Genomic DNA, 22735 nt, shown 5'->3' on the forward strand with positions numbered 1-22735 from the left:
CTCCACACCCCCCTAGGTCGGCGGCGTCAGAGGGGTATAGAATAAGAGACAGGCGCGGAACTTGGCTAGCACCGGCAGGCCCAGGGCCTCGGCCAGGGCGTCGTTGTCGCGGGTGCCGTAGGCCAGCGCCACCGGCAGCACGCCGGCCTCGCGCAGGCCGTCGATCAGGGCGCCGGCGGTGGCCGCGTCCGGGGTCTGCGACAGCCCGCCGAAATCGACGATCACCGCCGCGCGGCCGAACAGCTTGGGCGCGCGCTCGACTCGCTCGCGCATCTCCCGCACCAGCTGGTCCACGTCGAGGCTGCGGATGCGCAGGTTGGCGATGCCGACCTGGCCGATCTTCAGTTCGCCCGCCTGTTCGTAATCGGTTGCCGCCACGGCCACGTCAGGTACCCGTGGCGCGGGCGGCGCCGGCCTGCTGCTGGCGGGGGCGGCCGACCCAGGGCAGGTCGGGCAGGGCGTCGCCGTAGGTCTCGCGCACCCACGGGTAGCTGCACAGCTCCTTGGCCATCATGCTGGCGCGCACGTCCACGTCGGTCATCAGGTTCTGCCCGACCTCGTGGAAGCCGAAGCTGCCGTGGAACAGCAGGGCCGGGTCGGCGCCGTGGTCGAGGAACACCTCGCAGCACAGCTGCGGGTAGCGCAGCTCGGCGTAGCTCTGCACGTCGGCGTAGAACGCCCGGCCCACGCCGCCGCCGCGGCGGCGGCTGGCGACCACGATCCGGTCGATGTAGAAGAAATCGGGGTAGCGCGCCTTGAACCAGGCGAAGTTGCTGCTGTCGTGGCCGCTGCCGCTGCCGAAGCCGACCAGGAAGCCGGCCAGGTTGCCGTCGCGCTCGGCCACGCGGAAGTACTCGGCGTTCTCGTAGAAGCCGTGCAGCTTGGCCGTGTCCAGCGGCAGGATCGCCGATCCGGCGTTGTTGTTGAGCGCCAGGACCGAATCCAGCTCGTGTTCGCGCACGTCGCGGATGACGATGGACATTGGGGGAAAACCGGTTCAGGGGAGGTGGAGCGACCGCGGTCGCGCGGCCGGCCCGGATTATTGCATGGGGGGCTGGGGCCGGCGAGCGATCCGGGCGCCCACGGCGCGGGCCTGCGGGCCATTCGTTGCCGGGAGGTTAAGATCGGCCGGCCGCGAACGCATGGCTTCCTGCACATGTGCCGGCCGCGCCGACACGAGACCGTAGCCCCATGCTGGGAAGGCTGAGCCACACCAATCTGCTGCGCTACGCGGGCATCTACACCTGGGCCCTGGTGGGGCTGCCGATCATCCTGAACATCTGGTTCCTGCCGCCTTCGCGCGGGCTGGACGGCGACGGCATCAGCGTGCCGATGACGGCGCTGGCGTACTTCAGCTTCGGCGCCTGCTACTGGCTGGCGACCGCTTCGCTCGGCCGCGGCGGGCGCCGGGCCGCGGCCTGGAACGTGCTCCTGCTGCTGGCGATGAACGCCGCCGCGATCGGGGTGGGCTTCTACACCCAGACCGGCCTGGGCGCGGTGCTGCTGATGATCATGGCCGGAGTCCTGCCGTGGCTGGCCGGGATCCGGATCGCGGTGCTGTGGCTGGTGGTGGCGCACATCGCCCTGGTGCCCTCGTTCATGGCCCGCGACGACTTCAACTTCTGGGAGTCGCTGCTGCAGTCGCTGTTCTACGTGGGCTTCTCGGCCTTCGTCCTGACCACCGCCTACGTCGCCCGCCAGCAGGCCCAGGCCCGCGACGAGCAGCGCCGGCTCAACGCCGAACTGCGCGCCACCCGCGCCCTCCTGGCCGAGAGCGCCCGGGTCAACGAGCGCACCCGGATCTCGCGCGAGCTGCACGACCTGCTCGGCCACCACCTGACCGCGCTGAGCCTGAACCTGGAAGTGGCCAGCCACATGACCGAGGGCCGCGCCCAGGAACACGTGCGCCAGGCCCACACCCTGGCCAAGCTGCTGTTGACCGACGTGCGCGAGGCGGTCAGCCAGCTGCGCGACGCCAGCGGCGGGATCGACCTGGCCACGGCCCTGCGCCCGCTCGCCGACCACGTGCCGGCGCTGGACATCGACCTGCAGATCGAATCGCCGCTGGCGGTGGACGATCCCGAGCGCGCCCACGTGGTCCTGCGCTGCACCCAGGAGATCATCACCAACGCCGTGCGCCACGCCGGCGCCCGCCGCCTGGCGATCCGGGTCTGGCGCGAAGACGGCGCGATCAGGCTGGAGGCCCGCGACGACGGCCAGGGCGCCGACGGCCTGGTGCCCGGCAACGGCCTGCGCGGCATGCGCGAACGCCTGCAGCACTGCGGCGGTACCCTCGACATCCAGACCCGGCGCGGCGCCGGTTTCCAGCTGCGCCTGTCCGTTCCCCTTTCCGCACCGGCCAGGACGGCCATCGAAGGAGCGTTGCCATGATCCGAGTCTGCCTGGTCGACGACCAGACCCTGGTGCGCCAGGGCATCAAGTCCCTGCTGGCGCTGGACGGCGGGATCGAGGTGGTGGCCGAGGCCGGCGACGGCCGCCAGGCCGTGGACACCATCCCCCAGGTCCGCCCGGACGTGGTCCTGATGGACATGCGCATGCCGGTGATGTCCGGGCTGGAGGCCCTGCAGACCCTCTCGCGCCAGGAACAGCTGCCGCCGACCATCATCCTGACCACCTTCGACGACGACCAGCTGGTGCTGGCCGGGCTCAAGGCCGGGGCCAAGGGCTACCTGCTCAAGGACGTGTCGCTGGAGCAGCTGGTCGGGGCGATCCGGACCGTGGCCGAGGGCGGCTCGCTGGTCCAGCCGGCGGTGACCCAGCGCCTGCTCTCGGGCCTGGAGCACATGCGCAACGACTTCGTCAGCCTGGACCGCCCGGACCCGCTGACCGACCGCGAGACCGAGATCCTGCGGCTGATGGCGTCGGGCTTTTCCAACAAGGAGATCGCCAACTCGCTGGGCGTGGCCGAGGGCACGATCAAGAACCACGTGTCCAACATCCTCAGCAAGCTGGGCGTGCGCGACCGCACCCGGGCGGTACTCAAGGCCTTCGAGCTGCAGCTGGTCTGAGGCGGGCGCCCCCCTTGTCCTCGGGACATCGGTCCCGGACGCCCCCGCATGGCATGTAAGAATTCCGTTTGTTCCGGGTCGAGGCGGTACCGACGGCTGCGCGTGGGCGCAGAAGCCTGATAGGATTCCCGGCTCGCCTTGCCAACCAGCCGTGGAATCGGCGCCGGAGACTGCTGAATGACCCGTCTTATCGAGTTCCTGATCGCCCTGGGGATCGTGGCCGTGCTGGCCCTGGTGATCGGCGTTGTCCTGCCTTCCCACCGCCACATCTCCGAGAGCGTCGAGACCAACCGCAAGATGACCATCGTGTACGACACGGTGAACAATCTGCGCCGGTTCAAGGACTGGAACCCGCTGGTGCTGCGCGATCCCAAGATCCAGCTGAACGTGTCCGGCGCCGAGTCCGGCGTGGGCGCCCGCCTCGATTACGTCTCCCAGGAGTCGCACATCGGCAAGGGCAGCTGGCAGATCACCGAGAGCGTTCCCAACGAGAAGGTCGTGATCCAGGTCGAGGACGAGCGCCGCGGCGACGACAAGATCGTGCAGTTCCTGCTCGAGCCGACCGGCAAGAACAACCGCAACGTCAAGATCACCCAGACCTACGACGTCGACTACGGCTGGAACCTCCTGGGCCGCTACGCCGGCCTGTACGTCAGCCGCCACGTCGGCGACGACGTCAAGCTGGGCCTGAGCCGCCTGACCAACATGCTGGCGACCGTGCCGAACTTCGACTACCGCGCCGACGGCGTGCCGCTGCGTGGGCTGAAGATCGCCGAGCTGCCGGCCGAGGACCTGCTGGTGGTCAACGCCGGCAACATCGAGCGCAACAACGAGGCGATCAAGCAGTCGATCAAGAACAACCAGGAGTGGATCAAGCGCACGCTCGAGGCCAGCAACCTGGAGGCCGCCGGCCCGGTGCGCATCATCACCACCGACTTCGGCCAGGAGAAGTACGCGTTCGACGTGGCCGTGCCGGTCCGCCGCAAGGGCTCGGCCCCGGCCGCCGCCGCCCCGGCCCCGGCCGCGGAAGGCGAGAACGCCGATGCCGCCGCGGCCGCTGCCGCCGAGGCCGCGAAGGCCCCGGCCGTCCTGGCCGCCGCCAGCGGCGAGGAGCTGAAGGTCACCATCCCGGCCGGCGCCCCGGTCCAGTACGTGCGCACCGCGCCGCACCGCGCCGCCTTCGGCCAGTACACCGGCTACATGGCCGAGCTGGACGCGGTCCGCAGCTCGGTCCGCGCCTGGGCGCTGACCAACGGCTACGAGGTCACCGACCGTCCGTTCGAGATCTGGAAGGGCGGCGTGGACAAGGCGTTCACCGCCGAAGGCGAGTACGACGTCTACTGGCAGATCAAGTAAGCCTGCCAGTCCCGGCCCGGCTGCTGACGGCCGGTGAAGATCCAGCGAGAGCGCCGCGCAAGCGGCGCTTTTCGTTTAGGCTGCCGGCCACCCCGGCGCACGGCCGGGAAGCGGGGAGAGAGGCGATGGCGCGGGACCTGCAGGGCGTGGACGCGGGGCAGGGCGGGACGCCGGCCTGGCCGGGCGTGGCCGGCGGCGTGCTGGCCGCACTGGCGATCGGCCTGTCGGCGTATGCCGCCCACGGCATCGACGACGCCCACGCGCGTTCTAATTTGCAGACCGCCTGCCTCTACGCCTTCGGCCACGGCGTGGCCCTGGCCACACTCGGACCCTGGGCCGCCGGCCGGCTGGCGCGCGTGGCGCTGGCGGTCCTGCTGCTGGGCGTGCTCCTGTTCTGCGGCAGTCTGGCCGGCGGTGCGCTGGCCGGCTGGCCGACCCGGCTGGCCCCGACCGGCGGCAGCCTGATGATGCTGGGCTGGCTGCTGTGGGCGGCTGCCGCCTGGCGTGGCCGCGGCGGGAGGCGCTGATGCCGCGCCATGCCCGCGGTTTCGACGTCGAGGCGGCCTGGGACCACCTGACCCGGCGCGACCGCCGCCTCGGCGCCTGGATGAAGCGGCTCGGCCCGCTGCCGGCCGAGCCGCGCTGGCGCAAGCCGTTCGATCCGGTCGATGCGCTGGCCCGGGCGATCCTGTTCCAGCAGCTGTCGGGCAAGGCCGCGGCGACCATCGTCGGCCGGGTCGAGGCGGCGATCGGCAGCACCCGCCTGCACCACGACACCCTGGGTCGGATCGACGATACGGCCCTGCGCGCCTGCGGGGTGTCCGGCAACAAGGCCCTGGCCCTGCGCGACCTGGCCGCGCGCGAGGCCGGCGGGCAGATCCCGGACCTGCGGCGGATGGCGCTGATGCACCAGGACGAGATCGTCGCCGCGCTGGTGCCGGTGCGCGGGATCGGCCGCTGGACGGTGGAGATGATGCTGATGTTCCGCCTCGGCCGGCCCGACGTGCTGCCGGTGGACGACCTGGGCATCCGCAAGGGCGCGCAGAAGGTGGACCGGCTGGAGGCCATGCCCAGCCCGAAGGAACTGGCCGCGCGCGGCGAGAAGTGGGGCCCGTACCGGACCTACGCCAGCCTCTACCTGTGGAAGATCGCCGACCTGGCCAGCGAGGCCAAAGCGGCCACGCCGCGCTCGCAGGAGTGATCCCGCGAAGGGGGCGGATGCGTGCACTTCGGGGTCCGTGCCTCCTTCCACCGTCGTCCCCGCGCAGGCGGGGACCCAGCGCCTTGTTTGGTCGCTGTTGCCTTTAGCTGAGTCTGAGGGGTCAGAAGCTGCTGCCGAAGCGCCAGTGCCAAGGTTCGTAGACGATGCCGTGGCGGTTGCCGCGCGGGTAGCTTAGGGCGAAGCCGTGGTCGCCGGCGTGCGCCTGCAGCCAGGCGAAGGCCGGGGTGGCCTCGAACGACTCCTCCGCCGGCGGCTCGCCCGGGGTGCCGATGTCGAGGGCGTCGCCGCCATGGTGCTCGCTGTAGCCGGGCGCGGCGTTGACGGTGAGGATCTGTTCCAGCGCCTGTCCGCGCGCCCGCTTCCGTTCGAAGATGCCGAGCTGGTAGTCGTGGCTGCGGTAGCCGGAGATCGCGTCCAGGGCGACGCCATCGGCGGCGGCGGCGTGGCGCATGGCGCGCCAGGCGCGGGCAGCGCCGGCGGTCAGCCATAGGGGGCGGGCGAAGCGGTCGCGGCCGGCGTAGGCCAGCCATTCCGGTTCGGCCACCAGGGCCAGGCCGGTGCGTGCGGCGTAATCGTCCGCGTCCACGCCCAAAGCCAGCAGGCGTTCGTGCAGGCGGTGCAGCGGCAGCGCGGCGGCGACCGCCGGATTGCCGCGGACGCGCGCCGCGATGCCGGTATCGAGCGCGTCCAGCGCCGCGTCCAGCCCCGGTTCGCGCGCCAGTCGCGGCACCAGCGGCAGCAGGCCGTCGGCCAGGACGGCGGCGAGGTAGCGGCCGTCGCGCTTGCGGCGCAGCACCGTCTGGGAACGCGCCAGGGCGCGGGCATCGGCATTGCCGCGCGCACGCAGCAGGGTCGCGGGCCACAGTTCGATCTCGGCGGTGTTCAGCAGGCGAGCGTGCAGGGGAGCCGGTGGCGGGCGCATCGGTGCAGCTTAGCCACGGCCGCCGGGCGCGGCCAGTTCGCGCAGCCGCGCCAGCAGGGCGGCCGGGTCTGCAGGTTCCAGCAGCAGGTCGTGCCGGCCCGCGCCGGGCAGCCACAGCTTGCGCCGCCCGTCGACCACGGCGACGAAGGTGCGGCGGCGGTTGCGCAGCAGGAACCAGCCGCTGTGGAAGCCGGGGATCGAGAAGCCGTTGGTCTTCAGCGTCGGCCTGAGCTCGGTGCGATCGTCCAGGTCGACCACCCGCGCCTGCTCGAGCTTCAGCGCCGAGAGCGGCGTGCTGCAGCGGTAGAAGCTGGAACGCACCTCGAGCAGGTCCGGCGACAGCCGCAGCGACTGCCGGCGCATGAACCGCGCCATCACCCGCCACAGCACGGCGCACGCCAGCAGCGCGCCGGCGACGGCTGCGGCGGCGGTCAGCACCGGGCTGCCGTCGATCAGCGGCAGCGTCCTGCCGCGCGCCAGGGGCACGGCGACCGCGACCGCGCCGATGGCGAGCGGCAGCACGAAGGCGAGCAGGAACAGCCATGTGTCGGCCCGTGGGCCGGGCGGCGCGAGCTGCAGGCGCGGATCGGCGGTGGACGTCACGGCAGGGTTCCAGGGGACGCGGAAGGAGGCAGGGCGGACATGCCGCGGCCCGCCTCAGCGCAGCGCCACGGCCAGCCCGGCGGCGAGCGCCAGTGCCGACAGTGTCGCCAGGGCCGCGATGGTGCGCAGCGCACGCGCACCCCACCGGCGTTCGATCAGATGGACGACGTGCAGCATGGCGCTTCTCCTCAGCTGGGCCGCTTGAACACCAACAGCATCGGCGCCATCGGCACCGGCGCGACGATCTGCACCAGTTCCCAGCCCAGGCCGCCCTGGCGGTCGAGCTCGGCCTGCACCTGCTCCTGCTTGAAGCCGCCCATCAGGGTCGGCTTGACCTCCACCACCTGGTACTTCCAGCGCGTGTTCATCCGGTCGCCTCCGTGTCCTCGCCGGGCTTGGGCAGCCGGCCGGCCTTGCGCAGGGCGTCGCGCAGCACGTATTCGATCTGGGCGTTGAGGCTGCGCAGCTCGTCGTCGGCCCAGCGCTGCGCCGCGGCCAGGACCTCGGCATTGATGCGCAGCGGGTAGGCCTTCTTCTCCGCCATCGCGCTACGACTCCCCGCCGCCGCCGCCGCCGCCGCCGCGGCGCAGCTGCAGGACCATCGACACGATCAGGGCGTTGACCGCGACCAGCATCGCCACCACCACCGCGACCGTGCGCGCCTGTTCGCCCCCGGCCCAGTACAGGCCGGCCGCGCCGAGGAACAGGGCCAGGGCCAGCGCAGCCCAGCGCAGGGCCAGGCCGCGTGCCTGCGGGCCCGGCTGGCCGCGGGCGTACCAGCCGGCGATGCCCAGGGCGGGCAGTCCGGACAGGGCGACCATCAGCGGGACCAGGGCTTCCATCGCGCGCCCCCGCCTCAGTACAGCGAGCCGGCGTTGACGATCGGCTGGGTGCCGCGGTCGCCGCACAGCACCACCAGCAGGTTGCTGACCATCTGCGCCTTGCGCTCCTCGTCCAGCTGGACGACGTCGTTCTTCTGCAGCTCGGCCAGGGCCATCTCGACCATGCCCACGGCGCCGGCGACGATCCGGGTGCGCGCGGCGATCACCGCATTGGCCTGCTGCCTCTGCAGCATCGCCTGGGCGATCTCGGGGGCGTAGGCCAGGTGGCTGATGCGGGCCTCGATCACTTCCACGCCGGCGGTGCCCAGGCGTTCGGCGATCTGCGCCTGCAGGTGCTCGGAGATCTCCTGCGGATGGCCGCGCAGGGCGGTCTGGCCGTCGTCGTGCTGGTCGTAGGGGTAGCTGGAGGCCATCGCCCGCAGCGCCGCTTCGGACTGGATGTGGACGAAGCTCTCGTAGTCGTCGACGTTGAACACGGCCTCCGACGCATCCACCACCTGCCAGACGATCACCGCGGCGATCTCGATCGGGCTGCCGTCCAGGTCGTTGACCTTGAGCTTGCCGCTCTCGAAGTTGCGCACGCGCTGGCTGATCTTGCGCTTGGAGTAGAAGGGGTTGTTCCAGCGCAGGCCGGCCTCCCTGACCGTGCCGACGTACTTGCCGAACAGGCTCAGCACCGCGGCCTGGTTGGGCTGGATCGAGTACAGGCCGGTGACGGTGAACACCGCCAGCGCGACCAGCACCGCCGCGGAGATCAGCGGCAGGGCGCCTCCGCCCATGGGCGCGGCCCGCACGCCGGCGAAGAACAGCCAGGCGGCGACCGCGGCCGCGGCGATGACGCCGAGCAGGACGGGGATGCCGGGCAGGGATGCGAGGGCACGTTCTTTCATGGCGTCGTTCTCCGGTTGACGGTGAAAAGATATCAAATTGATATCAGTCGTCAAGAAGGGCTGTCGGCAGGGGGCACAGGGTCAAGCAGAGGCAGACAAAGGCGTCAGGTCTGGCCGGGTTCGGACTGAGCCGCGGCGAACCGGCCGTGTTGTGGCCGCTCGGGCGCACATCCGTGTGCGCACTCGCTACCGCGGACATCCATGTCCGCTGCCCCAACACAACCGGTTCGCCGCGTCTTCTGCGCGCTGGAAGTTCAGGACCTCTATCGAACCGTCGTCCCGGCGAATGCCGGGACCCAGTGCCTTGCCTCCCCGGTTCGCATTGCTCCTGCAAGGGGAGCAAAGACACTGGGTCCCGGCATTCGCCGGGACGACGGGTATGGGAAAGTGGAGCCAAGGCCTGAAGAGTGTTCCCCGCCACATGGTTTGTTAGACGGGACAAAGCGGGAAAAGCGGAATGAAAACGGGACAAAAAGGCCTGAAAAACAGGCGATTCAGGCGCATTTGAGGGGCGTGTCCCGCCGTGGGCGGGATGACACATGGTTTGCGCGACGCCGAGCGTGCCGGCGTGCGCCTGCCACATGGTTTGATCAGCGCGCCGGGGGCGCGTCGGCCGGGTCGGCGGCGGTCTGCAGGGCGTCCTCGAACGTCCGTAGGCGTGCCAGCAGGGCTTCCAGCTGGTCGGCGTCCAGGCTTTTCAGGCCGTGGGCGCCGGTCTCGGCCAGCGTCTGGTCCACGACGCGGCGCCAGCCCCACCTGTCGGCCAGGTGGGTGATCTCTCGGATCGCCTGCCGGCGCCGGAACGGATAGGCCGCCGCCAGGCGCGTGCGGGCCTCGAAACTGAGTTCAGGGACCGGCCCCCGCGCGAGCGCCGCGCGCAGTACCGCCCGCAAATCACCTACCAGCTGCCGCCTTTCCTCCACGTCCGCCCCCTGTGGCCGTCCTGAGCATGCCTTGGGCCAGGGGGATGACTTCCGCCTCCGCCAGGCCCTTCTCCAGCAGCTGGACCAGGATGGCTGTCGCCTCGCCGAAAGCGGCGGGGGCCAAGGCCACATCCGCCGCGTCCAGCTCCTCCTGGAGCAGCTGCGCGGCGATCTTCACGTTCTCCAGTTGCAGGGCGTGAGACGGCGTTGAGGGCTTGTCCTGCAAGGGCTTCGCTGGCTCAACGCCCGTGGCGAGCCATTCCAGGCTGCGGCCCGAAGCCATGCACAGCCGGGCCAACGCCATGAAAGGCGGCTCCGCGGTTCCCTTGACGTACTTGAGCAACTGGTCGGTGGAGCGACCAGCTATTTCTGACGCCTTTTGGCGCGACCCCAGAGCATCTATTACCGCCAAAAGGCGGCTTCCGAGTTCCGATTCAGAACTAGGAAGTTGGCTTCCTGCGGCTTCTGGAACTTCCGACATCAGAAAAAACCCTTTTTTAATCAGTATTTTGCGGAGATTCACCGCTGAATGGCGGTGCAAGGTGAACTCGGAAGCCGCTGATGGGCGAATTAGGTCGCCCAAAGGCGTTGACATGCCGCCTATTGGCGGTAATATCTGCTCCGTAGATACCGCCACCTTGTTTGCATCACGGAGCCGCCCTAGATGTCCCGAACCGCCAAGGTCCTCACGCCGGAACAGGTCAAGGAGCGCCTGCGACTGCAGGGCAAGACGACCACCCAGTGGGCGGCCGAACACGGCTTCACCCGGAACGAGGTGTACCGGGTGCTCAACGGGCAGGCCAAGGCCCACTACGGGAAGGCGCACGAGATCGCCGTGCTGCTGGGCCTGAAGCCCGGCAGCGAGGAGGAGCTGGCAAGCCGCCCGTCCGGGAAGGCTACCACCGGGGCCGCTACGCGCAATCTGCAGGCGAGGGCCGCGGCATGAATACCGCCTCCCTCTACCAGGCTGACAACGCCCAGCTGCTGGCCGAGAGCTGCCAGTGGATGCCGCCGCCGCCGCGGGACTGCGCTGCGCCGATCCTGGTTTACCCGCTGCCGCACGAGCTGCCGGAGTCGCCGGCGGTGGTGGGCGCTTGAACGCCGGTACCGCTCGCGCCCTGGTGCCGGGCGCCGACCCGATCCTGCGCTGCACGGCGGCGGTGGCGATGGCACGCGAGGCCAACCGCGACCTGGTCTATCACCTGTGCGCCCGCAACGCCCGGCTGGCGGTCGACGCCGCGCGGCGCCGGGCGGCCTACGTGGCCGTGGCGCGCGACAACTACAGCCTGGCCCGGGCCAACGGGTGGGGATTAGCCGGGAGCGGGCTTGCCCGCGCGTGCCCCGGGGTCGGACATGCCCTGAAAACCCCGGCATCGAGGGAGCGGGTCAACCGCGTTGCGGACCAGGTGCGCGGCGCTGCGCACCTGGGGACCTCCGCCCGTGCGACCTCGTCCGCGGCCGCAGGTGAGGGTGTCGGAGCATGACGCGCAGGCGACGTTCCGACGCCCTCACCGGCGACATGTTCGCGGTGCCGCGTCCGGCGGCGAAGGTGCCGGGCAGCATGAACTTCCGCGCCGTGGTCAGCGGCCGGATCAGCGACATGCTGGACGACGCACGCGCCGCCGGCCTGGACCGCTGGGAGGTGGCCGCGCAGGCCAGCCGCCTGTCCGGGCACGACGTGTCCAAGAACATGCTGGACGGCTACACCTCCGAGGCGCGCGACGCCTTCAACTGCCCGCTCTGGCTGGCGCCGGTCCTGGAGATCGTCTGCAGCAGCACCACGCTGGCCGAGTGGCATGGCGAGGTGGTGGGCGGGCAGCTGCTGCTGGGTGCGGCGACGATCGATGCCGAGATCGGCCGCCTGGAGCGCGAGCGGCACAACGCCGCCGATGCGATCCGCCAACTGAAAGAGCTGCGCCGGAGGGTGCCCTGATGGCTGACGGCAATCTCCCGCACCAGGAATCCTGGTACAGCCCTGCGGAGCTAGCCGGCATGCCCGGGCTGCCGGGTACCGAGCGCGCTGTGCGCGATATGGCTGCGCGCGAGCAGTGGGCACATCGTCCCCGGCAAGCGCGTGGTGGCGGGCGTGAGTACTCCCTCACCAGTCTACCCGTGACGACCCAGGCCGCCCTGCGCCGCGCCGAATCTCTGCGCGTGGCCAACGCCGCCTCCACCAGCAGCCACTACCAGGCCGGCGCCGCCCTGGCGCGCCGCCTGACCATCGGCGAGGCGGTCGATGGCCGCGTGATCCAGCGTGCCCGCGAGTCCGGCGCCGCCACCGCGGCCGGCCTGGCGGGTGCCGCCAAGGCGCGCATGGCCGCCAAGCTGGACGTGCTGGCCAGGCTGGCCGCCTACGCCGCCATCCGCAGCATCGGCCAGTGCGCCGCCCTGGAGGAGTTCTGTGCGGCCTACAACGCCGGCCGGATCGAAGTGGACCCGGACGTGCGCCAGTTCGCCGGCGTAACCCTGCACCCGACCACGCTGCGCCGGTGGAAGAAGCAGCTCAAGACCCAAGGCCCGGCCGCGCTGGCCGGCGACTATGGCAACCGTCGCGGCAGCGGCCAGCTGGACACCGATGAGGCGCTGCGCGACTTCGTCATCGGCCTGATCGCGGCCAAGCCGCATATCAGCGCCAAGCTGGTGTGCGAGGCACTGCAGGCGCGGTTCGCCGATCGGGCGCTGCCGGCAGAGCGCAGCGTCGCCCGCTGGCTGGCCCGCTGGAAGCAGGACCACGCCGAGGCGTACCTGGCCACGACCAACCCCGACGCCTGGAAGAACCGCCATATGGCGGCCTTTGGCAGCGCATCGGAGGGCATCACCCGCGCCTGCCAGCTGTGGATGATGGACAGCACCCCGGCCGACCTGCAGCTGGTCGATGGGCGCTACACCCTGATCGGCGTGATCGATGTGGCCTGGCGCGGCCTGCGCCTGCACGTGGTCAAGACCAGCAACGCCGAGGGCGTGAGCCAGCTCACCCGCCGCGCGATCCTGGAATGGGGCGTGCCCGAGGCCATCAAGATGGACAACGGCTCGGACTACGCCAGCCAGCGCTTCGCGCGGTTGCTGACCGGCCTGAACATCGAGCCGCGCTTCAGCGCCCCGTTCTCGCCCTGGGAAAAGCCCCACATCGAGCGTGCCTTCCGCACCTTCAGCCACTCGCTGCTGGAGCTGCTGCCGGGCTACACCGGCCACAACGTGGCCGAGGCCCAGGCCATCCGCGCCCGGGATTCGTTCGCGGACCGCCTGTTCCAGAAGAACGCGGTGGTGGAGATCAAGCTGACCGCGGCCGAGCTGCAGGAGTTTTGCGACCGCTGGTGCCAGGACTACTACGCCCATGAGCGTCACGACGGCCTGCAGGGGCAAACCCCGTTCGAACGCTTCGCCCAGCTGCGCGACGTGGTCCGCCGGATCGGCGACGTGCGCGCCCTGGATCTGCTCTTGGGCGAGGGGCATACCCGCACGGTCACCAAGAAGGGCCTGCGGATCGAGCGGCTGAACTACATCGCCCCGGAGCTGGCCACGGTGATCGGCCAGCAGGTGCTGGTGCGGATGGACGAGGCCGACATCGGTCGGGCCGTGGTCTACGCCGACGGGCTATTCCTGTGCGTGGCCGAGTGCCCCGAGGTGGCCGGCGTATCCCGCCGCGAGATCGCCATCGAGGCCAAGGCCAAGCAGGCCGCCGCCGTCCAGGAAGCCAAGGCGCAGATGCGCGCGGCCAAGCGCAAGGCCCAGGTGGGCGACATCGCCCGCGAGATCCTGGACCACAAGTCGCGCCAGCACGGGGCCCTGGCCGCGCTGCCGGCGCCGAACGTGGTCCACCTGACCCCGGCCCTGGAGGCGGCAAGCGAGGCTGCCGAGGCCCTGGATGCGGCGCAGGCGCGCCCCCTGGAGCCGTGGCAGACCCCGACCACCCTGGACCACCTGGCCGAGCTGCGCGACGTGCGCCGCGCCGAGCAAGCCCAGGACGAGACCGCCGAGCAGCGCTTCCGCCGCGCCCTGGATCTGCTGATGAAGCCGGAGGCCGAGCGCAACGACTTCGACCGGCAGTACCTGCGCAACCACTGCAACTCGCCCGAGTTCCGGGGCCGATGGGCTCTGTTCGAGGACTTCGGCGTGTCCGCCTTCCAGCTTCCAGACGCATACGCCGCCCTGCTGCCCGATGGCGCGGCGTTCGACCGTCTCCACCGGGCTCAACAAGGGGAATAACCATGCGTTCCAGGATCGTCCCGATCTCCAACGTCGCCCGCCTGTCCGAAGCGGGTGACGCGCTGCTCAACCGCGCACCGGGCATGCCCGGTATGGGCCTGGTCTACGGCCCGAGCGGCTATGGCAAGACCACTGCGGTGGCCTGGCTGGCCACTCGCCAGCACGGCGTGTTCGTGCGCGCCCTGGCCACTACCACGCCCAGCTCCCTGGTGGAGAGCATCTGCAAGGAGCTGGGCATCGCCCGGCGGCAGTCGATCGTGGCGACCATCGAGGTGATCGTCGAGCGGCTGGCCGAGACCAACCGGCCGTTGTTCGTGGACGAGTCCGACTACATCACCGGCAGCACGCGCCTGGTCGAGACCCTGCGCGACATCCACGACCTGGCCAGCGTGCCGGTGATCCTGATCGGCATGCAGCACCTGCGCCGCGCGGTCAGCACGCGCGAGCAGCTGGCCGGTCGCATCGCCCAGTGGGTGGAGTTCCAGGAGTCCAGCCTGGACGACGCCCGCGTATTGGCACGCGAGCTGTGCGAAGTGGATGTTGCCGACGAGCTGGTGCAGCGGCTGCACACTGCCGCCCATGGCGCTGTGCGGCTGATCGTGGTCGGGCTTGGCCGCATCGAGCACGTCGCCCGATCGCGCGGCCTGTCCAAGGTCTCCGCGGCCGACTGGCCCAAGAGCCTGGACTTCTTCATGGGCACCGCGCCGCAGGTGCCGGCCCGCAAGTTGGCGGTCGCCTGATGACGCCCGCCCTGAGCCGCAGCCGGCGGTTGTCCCAATCCCTGCTCAAGCGGGAGGGCGACCAGGGCGTGCAGGCACGGCTGTGGTACGCGATGCGCGTGCTGCGCAGCTTCACCCCTAGCGAGCTGATGGCCGTGGCCGAGGTGGAGAGCCGCAGGAACACCCGCAACTACTGCCAGCGCCTGGCCCGCGCCGGGTTTCTGGCCGCGATACCCGCGCCTCGCCGCCTGCAACAGGAAACCACCTTCCGCCTGGTGCGGAACACCGGCCCCAAGTGTCCCGGCGTGCTGCTCGCGCGCGGCGTGGTCTGGGATCACAACACCAACCAGGAATACCCGATCAAATGACCATCCCCGAATCCGATTGGCTGGAGGTGCTACGCGCCGCGTGCGCGGCGCCCAACAGCTCCCAGCGCAAGGTGGCCGAGCGCCTGGGCTACAGCACCTCGGTGATCAGCCAGGTGCTGGGCGGCAAGTACGCCGGCGACCTCAAGGCCGTACAGGCCAAGGTGGAGGGCGCCTTCATGGGCGTGACCGTCAACTGCCCGGTCGTAGGCGAGCTGCCGCGCAACCGGTGCCTGGAATACCAGCGCCAGGCCTTCGCTGCGACCAACCACCTGCGCGTGCAGCTCTCGCGCAGCTGCCCCGAGTGCAAGCACAACCGGCACCAGGCCCGGCAGACGGAGGTCCGCTGATGCGCTCCCACGCCCATTCCCTGGTGCCGCGGGTGACCGCGGACCTGATCACCGCCGCGGCCGAGCTGGCGCAGATCGACCGCATGCCGATCCGGGCGCGCTGCCGCCTGGTGCAACTGATCGCCGAGGGCTCGGCCGTCGTGGACTACCTCACTGTGGGCGAACTGATCCAGCTGGCCCGGCAGGCCCGGCGCGAGCCGGAGACGAGCGGGGTGGCGGCATGAGCATCCTCGCTGCGCCAAGCATCGCCCAGGTCACCAACGCGGTGGCCACCGTGGTGACCTCCGTCGTGGAAGACCCTGCGTACCCCACGGCGAAGCGCCTGCGCTTCCTGCTGCAGGTGCGGCGCCACGTCGACCAGCTGATCGAGCAGCACTACCCCGGCGCCTCGGCCGCCGCCCAGGCGGTCACGCCGCCGGAGGTGCGTTGATGGCCACCGCCAGCACCCAGGCGAGTTCCACCGAGATGCAGCGCCGCCGCATCCGCCACGCCATGCGCGTGGCCCGGCTGCCGCTGGCGCACATCACCGAACTGCACACCCCGGCCCTGCAACGGGCCGGCATCCGTGCCGAGTACGGCACGCCCCTCACGCGCCTGCTGCGTGGCATCGGCTACTCCGCCGCCGCCCGCCTGCTGGACGCCCTTCGCACCGCCACTGCCCAGGAGGCGCCCCATGCCCGGCCTGAATAACCCCGCTTCCGCCCGCTTCAACGGCCTGTTGAAGGCCGCCATGGGCGCCTTGCACCTGCTGGACGAGCGCGGCTTGTGCGTGCGCGACATCCGCCTGAGCGGCTCGCGTCCGGTGTTCGAGATCGACCCGCCGCCGGCTGGGGGCTTCCTGCGCGGTGCGATGCGCCGCCGGGAGACCTTCAACGGCGTGACGCGGATGGTGATGGCCACGGCATTCCACGACTGTCAGGTGGAGTGGGAGATCACTGAGCACCACCAGCCGGCCCGACCGGCGGGGGTGGCCCGTGGCTAAGGCCAACATCAACGATGCCATCCGCGACATTCTGGCCGCAGCCGATGATTCTCTGCAGGTCCGGCAGGTCTGCGAGGCGCTGCGCGCGCAGGGAATCAAGATCACGGAGGCCGTCGTTCGCGCATACCTGGTCGAACGGGCGACTGCCGGCGAGTACATCCGGGGGGAGATCGACGGCCAGGTCGTCTACACGGTCAGCCCGGGCTGGACGCCCAATCGTGGCTGTACGCCTATGGAGGCCGTGGTCAGAGGCGCCTTGGAAGTGCTGGCCAGTGCCCAGCACCCGCTCTCCACCGCAGCCCTGAAGGAGGCGATCCTGAAAATGGGGAGCGTCTCTGAAGTCGATCAGCAGGCGCTTGCGAATGGCCTGAACTACCGGCTCAAGAGAGGGCAGGACCAGCTCGTGCGCGTGCGAGTTGGCAAGGAAAGCCACTGGTCACTCGCGGGCACCAAGCCCTTCACCGCGCCGCCGGCGGCCGACAGCGCCGCTCCCACGGACGATGCTGCTGCGCCTCCCCCCGCAGCCGAGCAGGCCGCGTCGTCGCCGGCGGCGGGTGCGGGGGATGAGCTGGGCGCTTGGGAGCCGGCGCCCGACACGGACCCGCGCGTGGCCCCGGCACCGGTCCAGGTGGCCCCCTCGCCCCCGGTGGCTGACCGCTTCGCCCTGCGCGACCGGCTGACCGCGATCGCCGGCGACACCCAGGACGCCCTGGAGGACGCCTGCAGGGCCGAACTGCCCCACGCGCTGCTGCTGCACCTGGTGGCGGCCAACAGCGCCGCGCACCGGGCGCTGCTGGCGATCGGGCGCTGAGCGATGCCCCGGCGTCGCCTTCCCGAGGTCAACCACGCGGAATCGCACCTGGAGCTGCACGTGCGGTTCGCGCTATGGGCCGAAGGACTCGGCCACGTGCCGACGCCGGAGGAGATCGCCGCGCACTTCGGCACCTCCTACTCGCACTCCTACCGCTGGCGAAACGCCTACTGCGACGCCAAGGGCATCGAGCGCCCCGCACCCCGAAGGGACTTCACGCCTGCCTGGCCCAAGGGCCTCAGACCCGCGAGACGTTCACGCCGAGCCGGCGGCAACCGGTCAGGCACCACCGACACCCGACCAGAGAAATCCGACCTATGAGTACTACCGAACCCGACACCATCCCGCCCGGCTACCGCAAGGACCGCAACGGCCGTCTCATCCCCGAGCAGCAGATCCGGGCCGTAGACCTGGAGCGCGACGCCCTGGTCGTGGACGTAGTCGGCAAGGCCAAGGGTCTGCGCGAGCAGCTGGCGGCCTTCAAGCGCGAGGTCTTCGACAACATCACCGCCCTGGTCCAGCTGAGCGCCGAGCAGTACAAGGCGCGCGTGGGCGGCAACAAGGGCAACGTGACCCTGTTCTCCTTCGACGGCCAGTACAAGGTCATCCGGGCCATCCAGGAGAGCCTGGCGTTCGATGAGCGCCTGCAGGCCGCCAAGGCGCTCATCGATGAGTGCCTGGACGAGTGGACCGAGGGCAGCCGCAGCGAGCTGGTGGCACTGATCAACAGCGCCTTCCGGGTGGACCAGGACGGCAACATCAAAACCGCCCAGGTGCTGACCCTGCGCAACCTCAGCATCGAGGACGACCGCTGGCAGCGGGCCATGGCCGCGATCAGCGACGCCCTGACCGTGGTCGGCAGCAAGACCTACGTCCGCATCTACGAGCGCGACGCGAACGGCCTCTACCAGCCGATCAGCCTCGACCTGGCGGTGGTGTGATGGGCGCCCTGACCACCGGCCAACACGACCTGCTCAAGGCCCTCAACCTGCTGTCCCTGTCCCTGGTGCTGGCTGACCGCACCGTGCGCTCGGATATCGAGCTGTACGCCGCGTGTGCCGGCACTGAAGAGGACGGCCATCCGATCTACGACACCCGCCGCCTGGCCGAGGACGGCCCTGAGGAAGAAGACCTGCTGCGGGTGCAGTGGGCCATGGCCTACATCGACGCCCGGGGCGACGTGTTCCCCTGGCGGATGAAGCGCTACATCGACGCCCCGTACCTGGTGCGGTTCGAGGACAGGGAGCCGGGCTGATGGCCGCCATCCGCGACCCGCGACGCCAGCAGCTCGCGCGCATCCACCAGGCCAAGAAGCAGCTGGCGCTGGATGAGGACACCTACCGCGCCCTGCTGACGAGGGTCACCGGCAAGGCGTCCTCGGCGGACATGACCACCGCCCAGCGCAACGCGGTGATCGCCGAGCTGGTGCGGCTGGGCTTCAAGGAGGCCCAGGCCAGGCCGGCGCGCACGTGGAAGGGCAAGCCGAAGAACGTGGATCAGGTGCCCATGCTGGGCAAGGTCGAGGCGCTTCTGGCCGACGCCAAGCGGCCCTGGGCCTACGCCCACAACACCGCCCGGCAGATGTTCAAGGTGGCGCGGGTCGAGTGGCTGGACAGCGACCAGCTGCACAAGCTGGTCGCTGCGCTGCAGATCGACTCGCAGCGTCAGAGGCGCCGAAGTTCGTCCTCAATGGAGACTTGAGCATCATGGATATCTCGCATGATCTCGGATGGCTGTCTTTCAAGGGCGTGAAGTCGGAGCGTGGGAAGTTTGGAAAGGAATTCCGAGCTCTGAACGATTGTTCTGAGGCTATCGACAACGTGATAGTGAACGCTCGCGGCCTCCACGCCCGCCGAGAAATAGGCGTCACGAAGCTTTTCAAATTGGTCCAGGCACACCGCAGCCATGCTTCTAAGAACGTGGAGCTCGGCCAAGAAGTCTTCCACACAGATGTCGATAGAGGCTGCTCTACCTTCCAGCGAAGCGCGCTGCAGCGAGAGCAATGCTCGATAGGCGGTGTTGATGCGAGGAATCACCATGTCAACAGCATGTCCGGCAAGCACGCGGATGGTGTTGCGACGATTTCTCTCCTCACGTTGGCTGATCAGAACCGCGCCGGCGATAGCCAAGAGCGCACCCAGTGCAGCGCCAATGATGTCGGAGGCTTCAGGCCGGAGAGAGAAGCCCACCAACGGAGCGCAGACCGTGATTCCTGCTACTACCCCGAGCAAGAAGGAGAACGCCAGCGCAACGCGTTCGGAAAGCCAACCGAACACCTTCTGATGGAATCGATTCATCGAAATCCCCCCGTGTGTAGATCAATCGTACTGGGGGGCTCCTGATGCGCGCCACCTGCCCCGACTGCGGCGCCCAGGCCCACCTGTCGGCCTTCTTCGTGGAGGACGACGGCAAGCGCCTGGCCGCGCTGCTGGCCGAGATGCAGCCGGAGCTGGGCCGGGCGGTGATCGCCTATCTGGGGCTGTTCAAGCCGCCGAAGAACGCCCTTCGACTGTCCCGCGCGGTGAAGCTGGTGCAGGAGCTGGCGGCCCTGGTAGCCACCGGCGACGTTTGCAAGGACGAGCGCACCGGTGTGCGCCGACCGGCCACGCCGACCACCTGGGCGATCGGCATCGAGACCATGCTGGCACAGCGTGCCGCGCTGTCGCTGCCGCTGGAGTCGCACGGCTACCTGCGGGCGGTGGTGTACGGCCTGGCCGACAAGGCCGACGCTGCGGCCGAGCGCCAGCGCGAGGAGAGCGCCAGGGCGGGCCGGCACCTGACCAGCCCGGTCGCAACCACGCCGGCGCCCGGCAACAGCCCCTACGAGAACCACATGCGGTGGATCAAGCAGACCGAGGACGCGGGCGGTTTCACCGCGGCCGAGGCCGAGGAAGAGCGCCGCAAGACCCGCGAGCGCTACGGGGTGACCGAATGAGCGAACAGCCCGACCTGCTGCCCGATGCCCCGATCGACCCGACCGGCCTGCTGCAGGCCGACCTGGATGCGGTGCCGGCCGGCCGCTGGCCCGAGTTCCTGGTGCGCCTGGTCGAAGTCCAGGAGGCCGTCTTCGTGCGCCTGGGCCACGACAAGCCCGAGGCGTTCCGCCTGGCACGTGCCGCCGTGCTGGCCATGTCCAGCTACTTCGGCGGGCGGCAGTGGTACATGCCGCAGGGCGATGCCCTCCAGGCGGCCCTGCGCGATGCCGAGATCTACCGCCGGGCGCACCGCGGTAACATCCTCACGCTCGCCAGCGAGTACGGGCTGACCGAGCGGCACATCTGGCGGATCTGCCGCCAGCAACGGAAGCTGCACCTGGACAAGATCCAAGGGCGCCTGTTCGAGGACATGGAGGGGGAATGAAGACCTGGGTGATCGTCGCCGTTACAGCCATTGTTGGTGGCGTGGCGCTACTGGGGGCATGGAAAGGCGGTGACTGGTGGGAAATCCGTCAAGCAAAGAAGATCGCAACTGAGCAGCTCATCGACCCTTCATCCGCACAGTTCCGCAACATGCTGGTCGGTGATGGGGTGGTCTGCGGTGAGGTGAACGGGAAGAATCGATTCGGGGCATATGTTGGATTCAAGCCCTTCCTGGTATCCCAAGGCCAGCATTTGCGGTTCGCGCCGGACGAGGACGCGCATCCCTTCGACAAGGCGTCCTGGCTGGGTGGGTTTCTGAACTGCAGAGGCATTCGCCGGGACCAGTGACCCGCACCTCAAGCCCCGCTCCGGCGGGGCTTCTTCTTTCCGGGCAATGACGCGCGTCATTCCCACCCGCTTCACGCGCACGCGCAACCTGACCAGGCAACGGGGCCAAGCCCCGCCTTCCGCCGGCACTGCCGGCCCGCCTACAGGGAACCGCTATGCGCGACCGCTTCCTCCGCCTGGCGACGTCGGTGACGTCGCTGCTCGACCGCATCGGCTACATGTGGCTCTGGCTGCTGGTCAGCCTGCTGCTGCTCATGCTGGTGGCGCCGATCAACCCCGTGCTGCTGGCCAGCTATACCTGGGCCGCCAGCAAGATGCTCATGGCCGGCGCCGTCGGCTACGGCGTGGACTGGGCCGCTTTTCGCGGCGGTGACCCGCGCTACCTGCAGGGCATCGAGCAGTCGATGGCCCAGAGCCGCCGCGGCATCCTGATCGCCGCCGCCATGATCGCCGCGGGGCTGATCGGATGAGCCGGCGCAGCCCTTCCGTGCACTGGTTCGGCCTGGCCTTTCTGCTGACCATCCTGGTCGCAGCGCTCTACAGCTGCGCCGCGGCGCCGGCCGCCGCGGCCGAGTCCACCGCCGTCCGGATCGCACCGGCGTCGGCGCTGTACCGCCACCGCGTGGAGCAGGCAGCCTCGCGGGCCTGGGGCGTGGAGGCTTCCAGCGCCCGCCTGGCCGCGCAACTGCACCAGGAATCGGCGTTTCGCCCCAACGCCAAGAGCGCGGCCGGCGCCCAGGGCATGGCCCAGTTCATGCCGTCGACGGCGCGCTGGATCGCCACGGTGTTTCCGGAGGAACTGGCCGGCTTCGATCCCTGGAACGCCCAGCAGGCCATCATGGCCGCCGCCCTGTACGACCGCTGGCTGTACGACCGGGTCACTCCCTGGCGCGGCCGCCCGATGAGCAATTGCAGCCGCTGGGCCTTTGCCCTGCGCGGCTACAACGGCGGCGAGGGCTGGCTCACGCGGGAGCGTCGCGCCGCCCAGGCGGCCGGCGCCGATCCCAACGACTGGAACGAGGTGGCGCGCTACCGCGTGCGGGCAGGCTGGGCGCACAAGGAGAACACCGCCTATCCGCGCCGCATCCTGCTGGTGCTGGAACCGGCCTACCTGGCCGCGGGCTGGTCGGGGGCGCGCACGTGCTGACCGATACCGCACTCGCGCCGGCCAAGGCGCAGCTGCTGCCCTGGGTACTGGGCGGGATCGTGCTGGCGATCCTCGCCGCGGCCGGTGCCGGGCTGTGGGCCGGCAACCGCTGGGCCGCCGGCCAGCACGCGATCGAGGAAAGCCGCGAGCTGCGCGCGACCGCCCAACAGCAGGCCACCCGGATCACCGAACTGCGCGAGCTGGCCACCGACGCGACGCTGGCCTACGACCAGGCCGCCCAGCGCCTGGACCTGATCACCGAACAGCTGGAGAAGGACCGTGAATCGAATCGAGCGCATCGCGAGGCGATGCGGGCGGACCTGGCGCGCCTGCTGGCCGCGCGCCCTGATCTGCGCGATGGCCGTGCTGGCGATGACGTCCTGCAGCACTGGAACCGCAGCAACGCAGGGCAACCCACCGCCGGCGCCGCCGCCGCCGATAGCGCCGAGCCTGCTGCAGCCGTGCCCGACGCTGCCGGCGGCACCGGACGATCGCTGGGGAACCCTGCTGGAGAACCACGACCAGGTGGCCGGGCTGTACCACGACTGCAGGAGCGGCAAGACGGCGCTGATCGCGGCGGCGCGGGAGTGGTCGGAGACGGCGTGGGCCTGGTACTGCCAGGCGGTGACCGCGGCCGGGGTGAAGGCTGATGGCTGCCCGC

38 protein-coding genes and 1 pseudogene are annotated in these 22735 nt (G+C 70.2%); 27 read left to right on the plus strand and 12 right to left on the minus strand.

Features of this window, described 5'->3' with window-relative positions; genetic code table 11:
- Window positions 1-51: 51 nt before the first annotated feature.
- Window positions 52-384 (minus strand): annotated as a pseudogene (minC, locus tag CSC62_RS13975) (septum site-determining protein MinC); the annotation flags it as partial.
- 1 nt (window position 385) lies between these two features.
- Window positions 386-982: a GNAT family N-acetyltransferase gene (locus CSC62_RS13980; protein ID WP_162407302.1), complete on the minus strand. Its 597-nt coding sequence runs from the start codon at window positions 980-982 to the stop codon at window positions 386-388.
- A 209-nt stretch (window positions 983-1191) separates the two neighbouring features.
- On the opposite strand from CSC62_RS13980, the gene CSC62_RS13985 reads away from it, so the two are divergent.
- The 5 genes from CSC62_RS13985 to CSC62_RS14005 all read left to right on the plus strand — a co-directional run bounded on the left by CSC62_RS13985 (window position 1192) and on the right by CSC62_RS14005 (window position 5586).
- Window positions 1192-2391 (plus strand): sensor histidine kinase, encoded by a 1200-nt coding sequence (locus tag CSC62_RS13985; protein ID WP_162407303.1) that lies wholly within the window; start codon window positions 1192-1194, stop codon window positions 2389-2391.
- The gene (locus CSC62_RS13990; RefSeq protein ID WP_162407304.1) at window positions 2388-3029 is read left to right on the plus strand and encodes a response regulator; all 642 of its coding nucleotides are present in this window, start codon (window positions 2388-2390) and stop codon (window positions 3027-3029) included. The genes CSC62_RS13985 and CSC62_RS13990 overlap by 4 nt, the downstream gene beginning before the upstream one ends.
- A 177-nt stretch (window positions 3030-3206) precedes the next feature.
- On the plus strand, window positions 3207-4385 hold the full coding sequence (locus CSC62_RS13995) for a polyketide cyclase (RefSeq protein ID WP_162407305.1): 1179 nt from the start codon (window positions 3207-3209) through the stop codon (window positions 4383-4385).
- Between the two features lie 125 nt (window positions 4386-4510).
- Window positions 4511-4912, plus strand: a complete 402-nt coding sequence (locus tag CSC62_RS14000; protein ID WP_162407306.1) for a DUF423 domain-containing protein — start codon at window positions 4511-4513, stop codon at window positions 4910-4912.
- Entirely contained in the window at window positions 4912-5586 is a 675-nt protein-coding gene (locus CSC62_RS14005) for a DNA-3-methyladenine glycosylase family protein (protein ID WP_162407307.1), read from the plus strand. Before CSC62_RS14000 ends, CSC62_RS14005 begins: the two co-directional genes overlap by 1 nt.
- A 121-nt stretch (window positions 5587-5707) precedes the next feature.
- Here the strand turns inward: CSC62_RS14005 and CSC62_RS14010 are convergent, their stop codons facing one another.
- From CSC62_RS14010 to CSC62_RS14045, 9 genes are all read right to left on the minus strand, one after another.
- A complete protein-coding gene (locus CSC62_RS14010) occupies window positions 5708-6529 on the minus strand; it encodes a M15 family metallopeptidase (RefSeq protein WP_162407308.1) in 822 nt (273 codons plus the stop codon).
- A gap of 9 nt (window positions 6530-6538) precedes the next feature.
- Window positions 6539-7132 carry a PH domain-containing protein gene (locus CSC62_RS14015; RefSeq protein WP_162407309.1) on the minus strand — a complete coding sequence of 198 codons (594 nt, stop codon included), beginning with the start codon at window positions 7130-7132 and terminating at the stop codon, window positions 6539-6541.
- A 54-nt stretch (window positions 7133-7186) separates the two neighbouring features.
- Complete coding sequence (locus tag CSC62_RS18200) at window positions 7187-7309, minus strand: hypothetical protein (protein WP_281353322.1); 123 nt, start codon at window positions 7307-7309, stop codon at window positions 7187-7189.
- A gap of 11 nt (window positions 7310-7320) precedes the next feature.
- Window positions 7321-7500, minus strand: a complete 180-nt coding sequence (locus tag CSC62_RS14020; protein ID WP_162407310.1) for a DUF4177 domain-containing protein — start codon at window positions 7498-7500, stop codon at window positions 7321-7323.
- A complete protein-coding gene (locus tag CSC62_RS14025) occupies window positions 7497-7676 on the minus strand; it encodes a type II toxin-antitoxin system antitoxin (RefSeq protein ID WP_162407311.1) in 180 nt (59 codons plus the stop codon). The genes CSC62_RS14020 and CSC62_RS14025 overlap by 4 nt, the downstream gene beginning before the upstream one ends.
- Window positions 7677-7680: 4 nt before the next feature.
- Entirely contained in the window at window positions 7681-7974 is a 294-nt protein-coding gene (locus tag CSC62_RS14030; protein ID WP_162407312.1) for a hypothetical protein, read from the minus strand.
- A 14-nt stretch (window positions 7975-7988) separates the two neighbouring features.
- The gene (locus CSC62_RS14035; RefSeq protein WP_162407313.1) at window positions 7989-8864 is read right to left on the minus strand and encodes an SPFH domain-containing protein; all 876 of its coding nucleotides are present in this window, start codon (window positions 8862-8864) and stop codon (window positions 7989-7991) included.
- A gap of 590 nt (window positions 8865-9454) precedes the next feature.
- Window positions 9455-9601 carry a hypothetical protein gene (locus CSC62_RS14040; protein WP_162407314.1) on the minus strand — a complete coding sequence of 49 codons (147 nt, stop codon included), beginning with the start codon at window positions 9599-9601 and terminating at the stop codon, window positions 9455-9457.
- 157 nt (window positions 9602-9758) lie between these two features.
- Entirely contained in the window at window positions 9759-10310 is a 552-nt protein-coding gene (locus CSC62_RS14045) for a hypothetical protein (protein WP_162407315.1), read from the minus strand.
- Between the two features lie 141 nt (window positions 10311-10451).
- Between CSC62_RS14045 and CSC62_RS14050 the strand changes: the two genes are divergently transcribed.
- The 16 genes from CSC62_RS14050 (at window position 10452) to CSC62_RS14125 (ending at window position 18921) form a co-directional block, all read left to right on the plus strand.
- Window positions 10452-10733, plus strand: coding sequence for a DNA-binding protein (locus CSC62_RS14050; protein ID WP_162407316.1), 282 nt, complete (start codon window positions 10452-10454; stop codon window positions 10731-10733).
- Window positions 10730-10885, plus strand: a complete 156-nt coding sequence (locus CSC62_RS14055; RefSeq protein WP_162407317.1) for a hypothetical protein — start codon at window positions 10730-10732, stop codon at window positions 10883-10885. Before CSC62_RS14050 ends, CSC62_RS14055 begins: the two co-directional genes overlap by 4 nt.
- Complete coding sequence (locus CSC62_RS14060) at window positions 10882-11271, plus strand: hypothetical protein (RefSeq protein ID WP_162407318.1); 390 nt, start codon at window positions 10882-10884, stop codon at window positions 11269-11271. Before CSC62_RS14055 ends, CSC62_RS14060 begins: the two co-directional genes overlap by 4 nt.
- Complete coding sequence (locus tag CSC62_RS14065; RefSeq protein WP_162407319.1) at window positions 11268-11720, plus strand: hypothetical protein; 453 nt, start codon at window positions 11268-11270, stop codon at window positions 11718-11720. The genes CSC62_RS14060 and CSC62_RS14065 overlap by 4 nt, the downstream gene beginning before the upstream one ends.
- 59 nt (window positions 11721-11779) lie before the next feature.
- Entirely contained in the window at window positions 11780-13993 is a 2214-nt protein-coding gene (locus CSC62_RS14070; protein ID WP_162407320.1) for a Mu transposase C-terminal domain-containing protein, read from the plus strand.
- 2 nt (window positions 13994-13995) lie between these two features.
- Window positions 13996-14733: an AAA family ATPase gene (locus tag CSC62_RS14075; protein WP_162407321.1), complete on the plus strand. Its 738-nt coding sequence runs from the start codon at window positions 13996-13998 to the stop codon at window positions 14731-14733.
- Between the two features lie 29 nt (window positions 14734-14762).
- Window positions 14763-15080, plus strand: coding sequence for a hypothetical protein (locus CSC62_RS14080; protein ID WP_162407322.1), 318 nt, complete (start codon window positions 14763-14765; stop codon window positions 15078-15080).
- A complete protein-coding gene (locus CSC62_RS14085) occupies window positions 15077-15427 on the plus strand; it encodes a helix-turn-helix domain-containing protein (protein ID WP_162407323.1) in 351 nt (116 codons plus the stop codon). The genes CSC62_RS14080 and CSC62_RS14085 overlap by 4 nt, the downstream gene beginning before the upstream one ends.
- Window positions 15427-15651, plus strand: coding sequence for a hypothetical protein (locus tag CSC62_RS14090; protein WP_162407324.1), 225 nt, complete (start codon window positions 15427-15429; stop codon window positions 15649-15651). The genes CSC62_RS14085 and CSC62_RS14090 overlap by 1 nt, the downstream gene beginning before the upstream one ends.
- Window positions 15648-15857: a hypothetical protein gene (locus tag CSC62_RS14095; RefSeq protein ID WP_162407325.1), complete on the plus strand. Its 210-nt coding sequence runs from the start codon at window positions 15648-15650 to the stop codon at window positions 15855-15857. The genes CSC62_RS14090 and CSC62_RS14095 overlap by 4 nt, the downstream gene beginning before the upstream one ends.
- On the plus strand, window positions 15857-16117 hold the full coding sequence (locus CSC62_RS14100; protein ID WP_162407326.1) for a hypothetical protein: 261 nt from the start codon (window positions 15857-15859) through the stop codon (window positions 16115-16117). Before CSC62_RS14095 ends, CSC62_RS14100 begins: the two co-directional genes overlap by 1 nt.
- Window positions 16101-16409, plus strand: a complete 309-nt coding sequence (locus CSC62_RS14105) for a hypothetical protein (RefSeq protein ID WP_162407327.1) — start codon at window positions 16101-16103, stop codon at window positions 16407-16409. Before CSC62_RS14100 ends, CSC62_RS14105 begins: the two co-directional genes overlap by 17 nt.
- Window positions 16402-17220, plus strand: a complete 819-nt coding sequence (locus CSC62_RS14110) for a hypothetical protein (protein ID WP_162407328.1) — start codon at window positions 16402-16404, stop codon at window positions 17218-17220. The genes CSC62_RS14105 and CSC62_RS14110 overlap by 8 nt, the downstream gene beginning before the upstream one ends.
- Before the next feature lie 317 nt (window positions 17221-17537).
- Window positions 17538-18161 (plus strand): DUF3164 family protein, encoded by a 624-nt coding sequence (locus CSC62_RS14115; RefSeq protein ID WP_162407329.1) that lies wholly within the window; start codon window positions 17538-17540, stop codon window positions 18159-18161.
- Window positions 18161-18475, plus strand: coding sequence for a hypothetical protein (locus tag CSC62_RS14120; RefSeq protein ID WP_162407330.1), 315 nt, complete (start codon window positions 18161-18163; stop codon window positions 18473-18475). The genes CSC62_RS14115 and CSC62_RS14120 overlap by 1 nt, the downstream gene beginning before the upstream one ends.
- On the plus strand, window positions 18475-18921 hold the full coding sequence (locus CSC62_RS14125; protein ID WP_162407331.1) for a gp16 family protein: 447 nt from the start codon (window positions 18475-18477) through the stop codon (window positions 18919-18921). Before CSC62_RS14120 ends, CSC62_RS14125 begins: the two co-directional genes overlap by 1 nt.
- Here CSC62_RS14125 and CSC62_RS14130 read toward each other — a convergent pair.
- On the minus strand, window positions 18885-19517 hold the full coding sequence (locus tag CSC62_RS14130) for a hypothetical protein (RefSeq protein ID WP_162407332.1): 633 nt from the start codon (window positions 19515-19517) through the stop codon (window positions 18885-18887). The genes CSC62_RS14125 and CSC62_RS14130 overlap by 37 nt on opposite strands.
- 44 nt (window positions 19518-19561) lie before the next feature.
- On the opposite strand from CSC62_RS14130, the gene CSC62_RS14135 reads away from it, so the two are divergent.
- The 6 genes from CSC62_RS14135 to CSC62_RS14160 all read left to right on the plus strand — a co-directional run bounded on the left by CSC62_RS14135 (window position 19562) and on the right by CSC62_RS14160 (window position 22724).
- Window positions 19562-20155, plus strand: coding sequence for a hypothetical protein (locus CSC62_RS14135; RefSeq protein WP_162407333.1), 594 nt, complete (start codon window positions 19562-19564; stop codon window positions 20153-20155).
- Window positions 20152-20580, plus strand: coding sequence for a Mor transcription activator family protein (locus CSC62_RS14140; protein WP_162407334.1), 429 nt, complete (start codon window positions 20152-20154; stop codon window positions 20578-20580). Before CSC62_RS14135 ends, CSC62_RS14140 begins: the two co-directional genes overlap by 4 nt.
- The gene (locus CSC62_RS14145; protein ID WP_162407301.1) at window positions 20577-20927 is read left to right on the plus strand and encodes a hypothetical protein; all 351 of its coding nucleotides are present in this window, start codon (window positions 20577-20579) and stop codon (window positions 20925-20927) included. Before CSC62_RS14140 ends, CSC62_RS14145 begins: the two co-directional genes overlap by 4 nt.
- Window positions 20928-21082: 155 nt before the next feature.
- A complete protein-coding gene (locus CSC62_RS14150) occupies window positions 21083-21397 on the plus strand; it encodes a putative holin (RefSeq protein WP_162407335.1) in 315 nt (104 codons plus the stop codon).
- Window positions 21394-22074 (plus strand): transglycosylase SLT domain-containing protein, encoded by a 681-nt coding sequence (locus CSC62_RS14155; protein ID WP_162407336.1) that lies wholly within the window; start codon window positions 21394-21396, stop codon window positions 22072-22074. The genes CSC62_RS14150 and CSC62_RS14155 overlap by 4 nt, the downstream gene beginning before the upstream one ends.
- Complete coding sequence (locus CSC62_RS14160; protein ID WP_162407337.1) at window positions 22068-22724, plus strand: hypothetical protein; 657 nt, start codon at window positions 22068-22070, stop codon at window positions 22722-22724. The genes CSC62_RS14155 and CSC62_RS14160 overlap by 7 nt, the downstream gene beginning before the upstream one ends.
- Window positions 22725-22735: the final 11 nt, after the last annotated feature.

This window comes from Pseudoxanthomonas jiangsuensis (assembly GCF_010093185.1).
Classification (GTDB): domain Bacteria; phylum Pseudomonadota; class Gammaproteobacteria; order Xanthomonadales; family Xanthomonadaceae; genus Pseudoxanthomonas; species Pseudoxanthomonas jiangsuensis.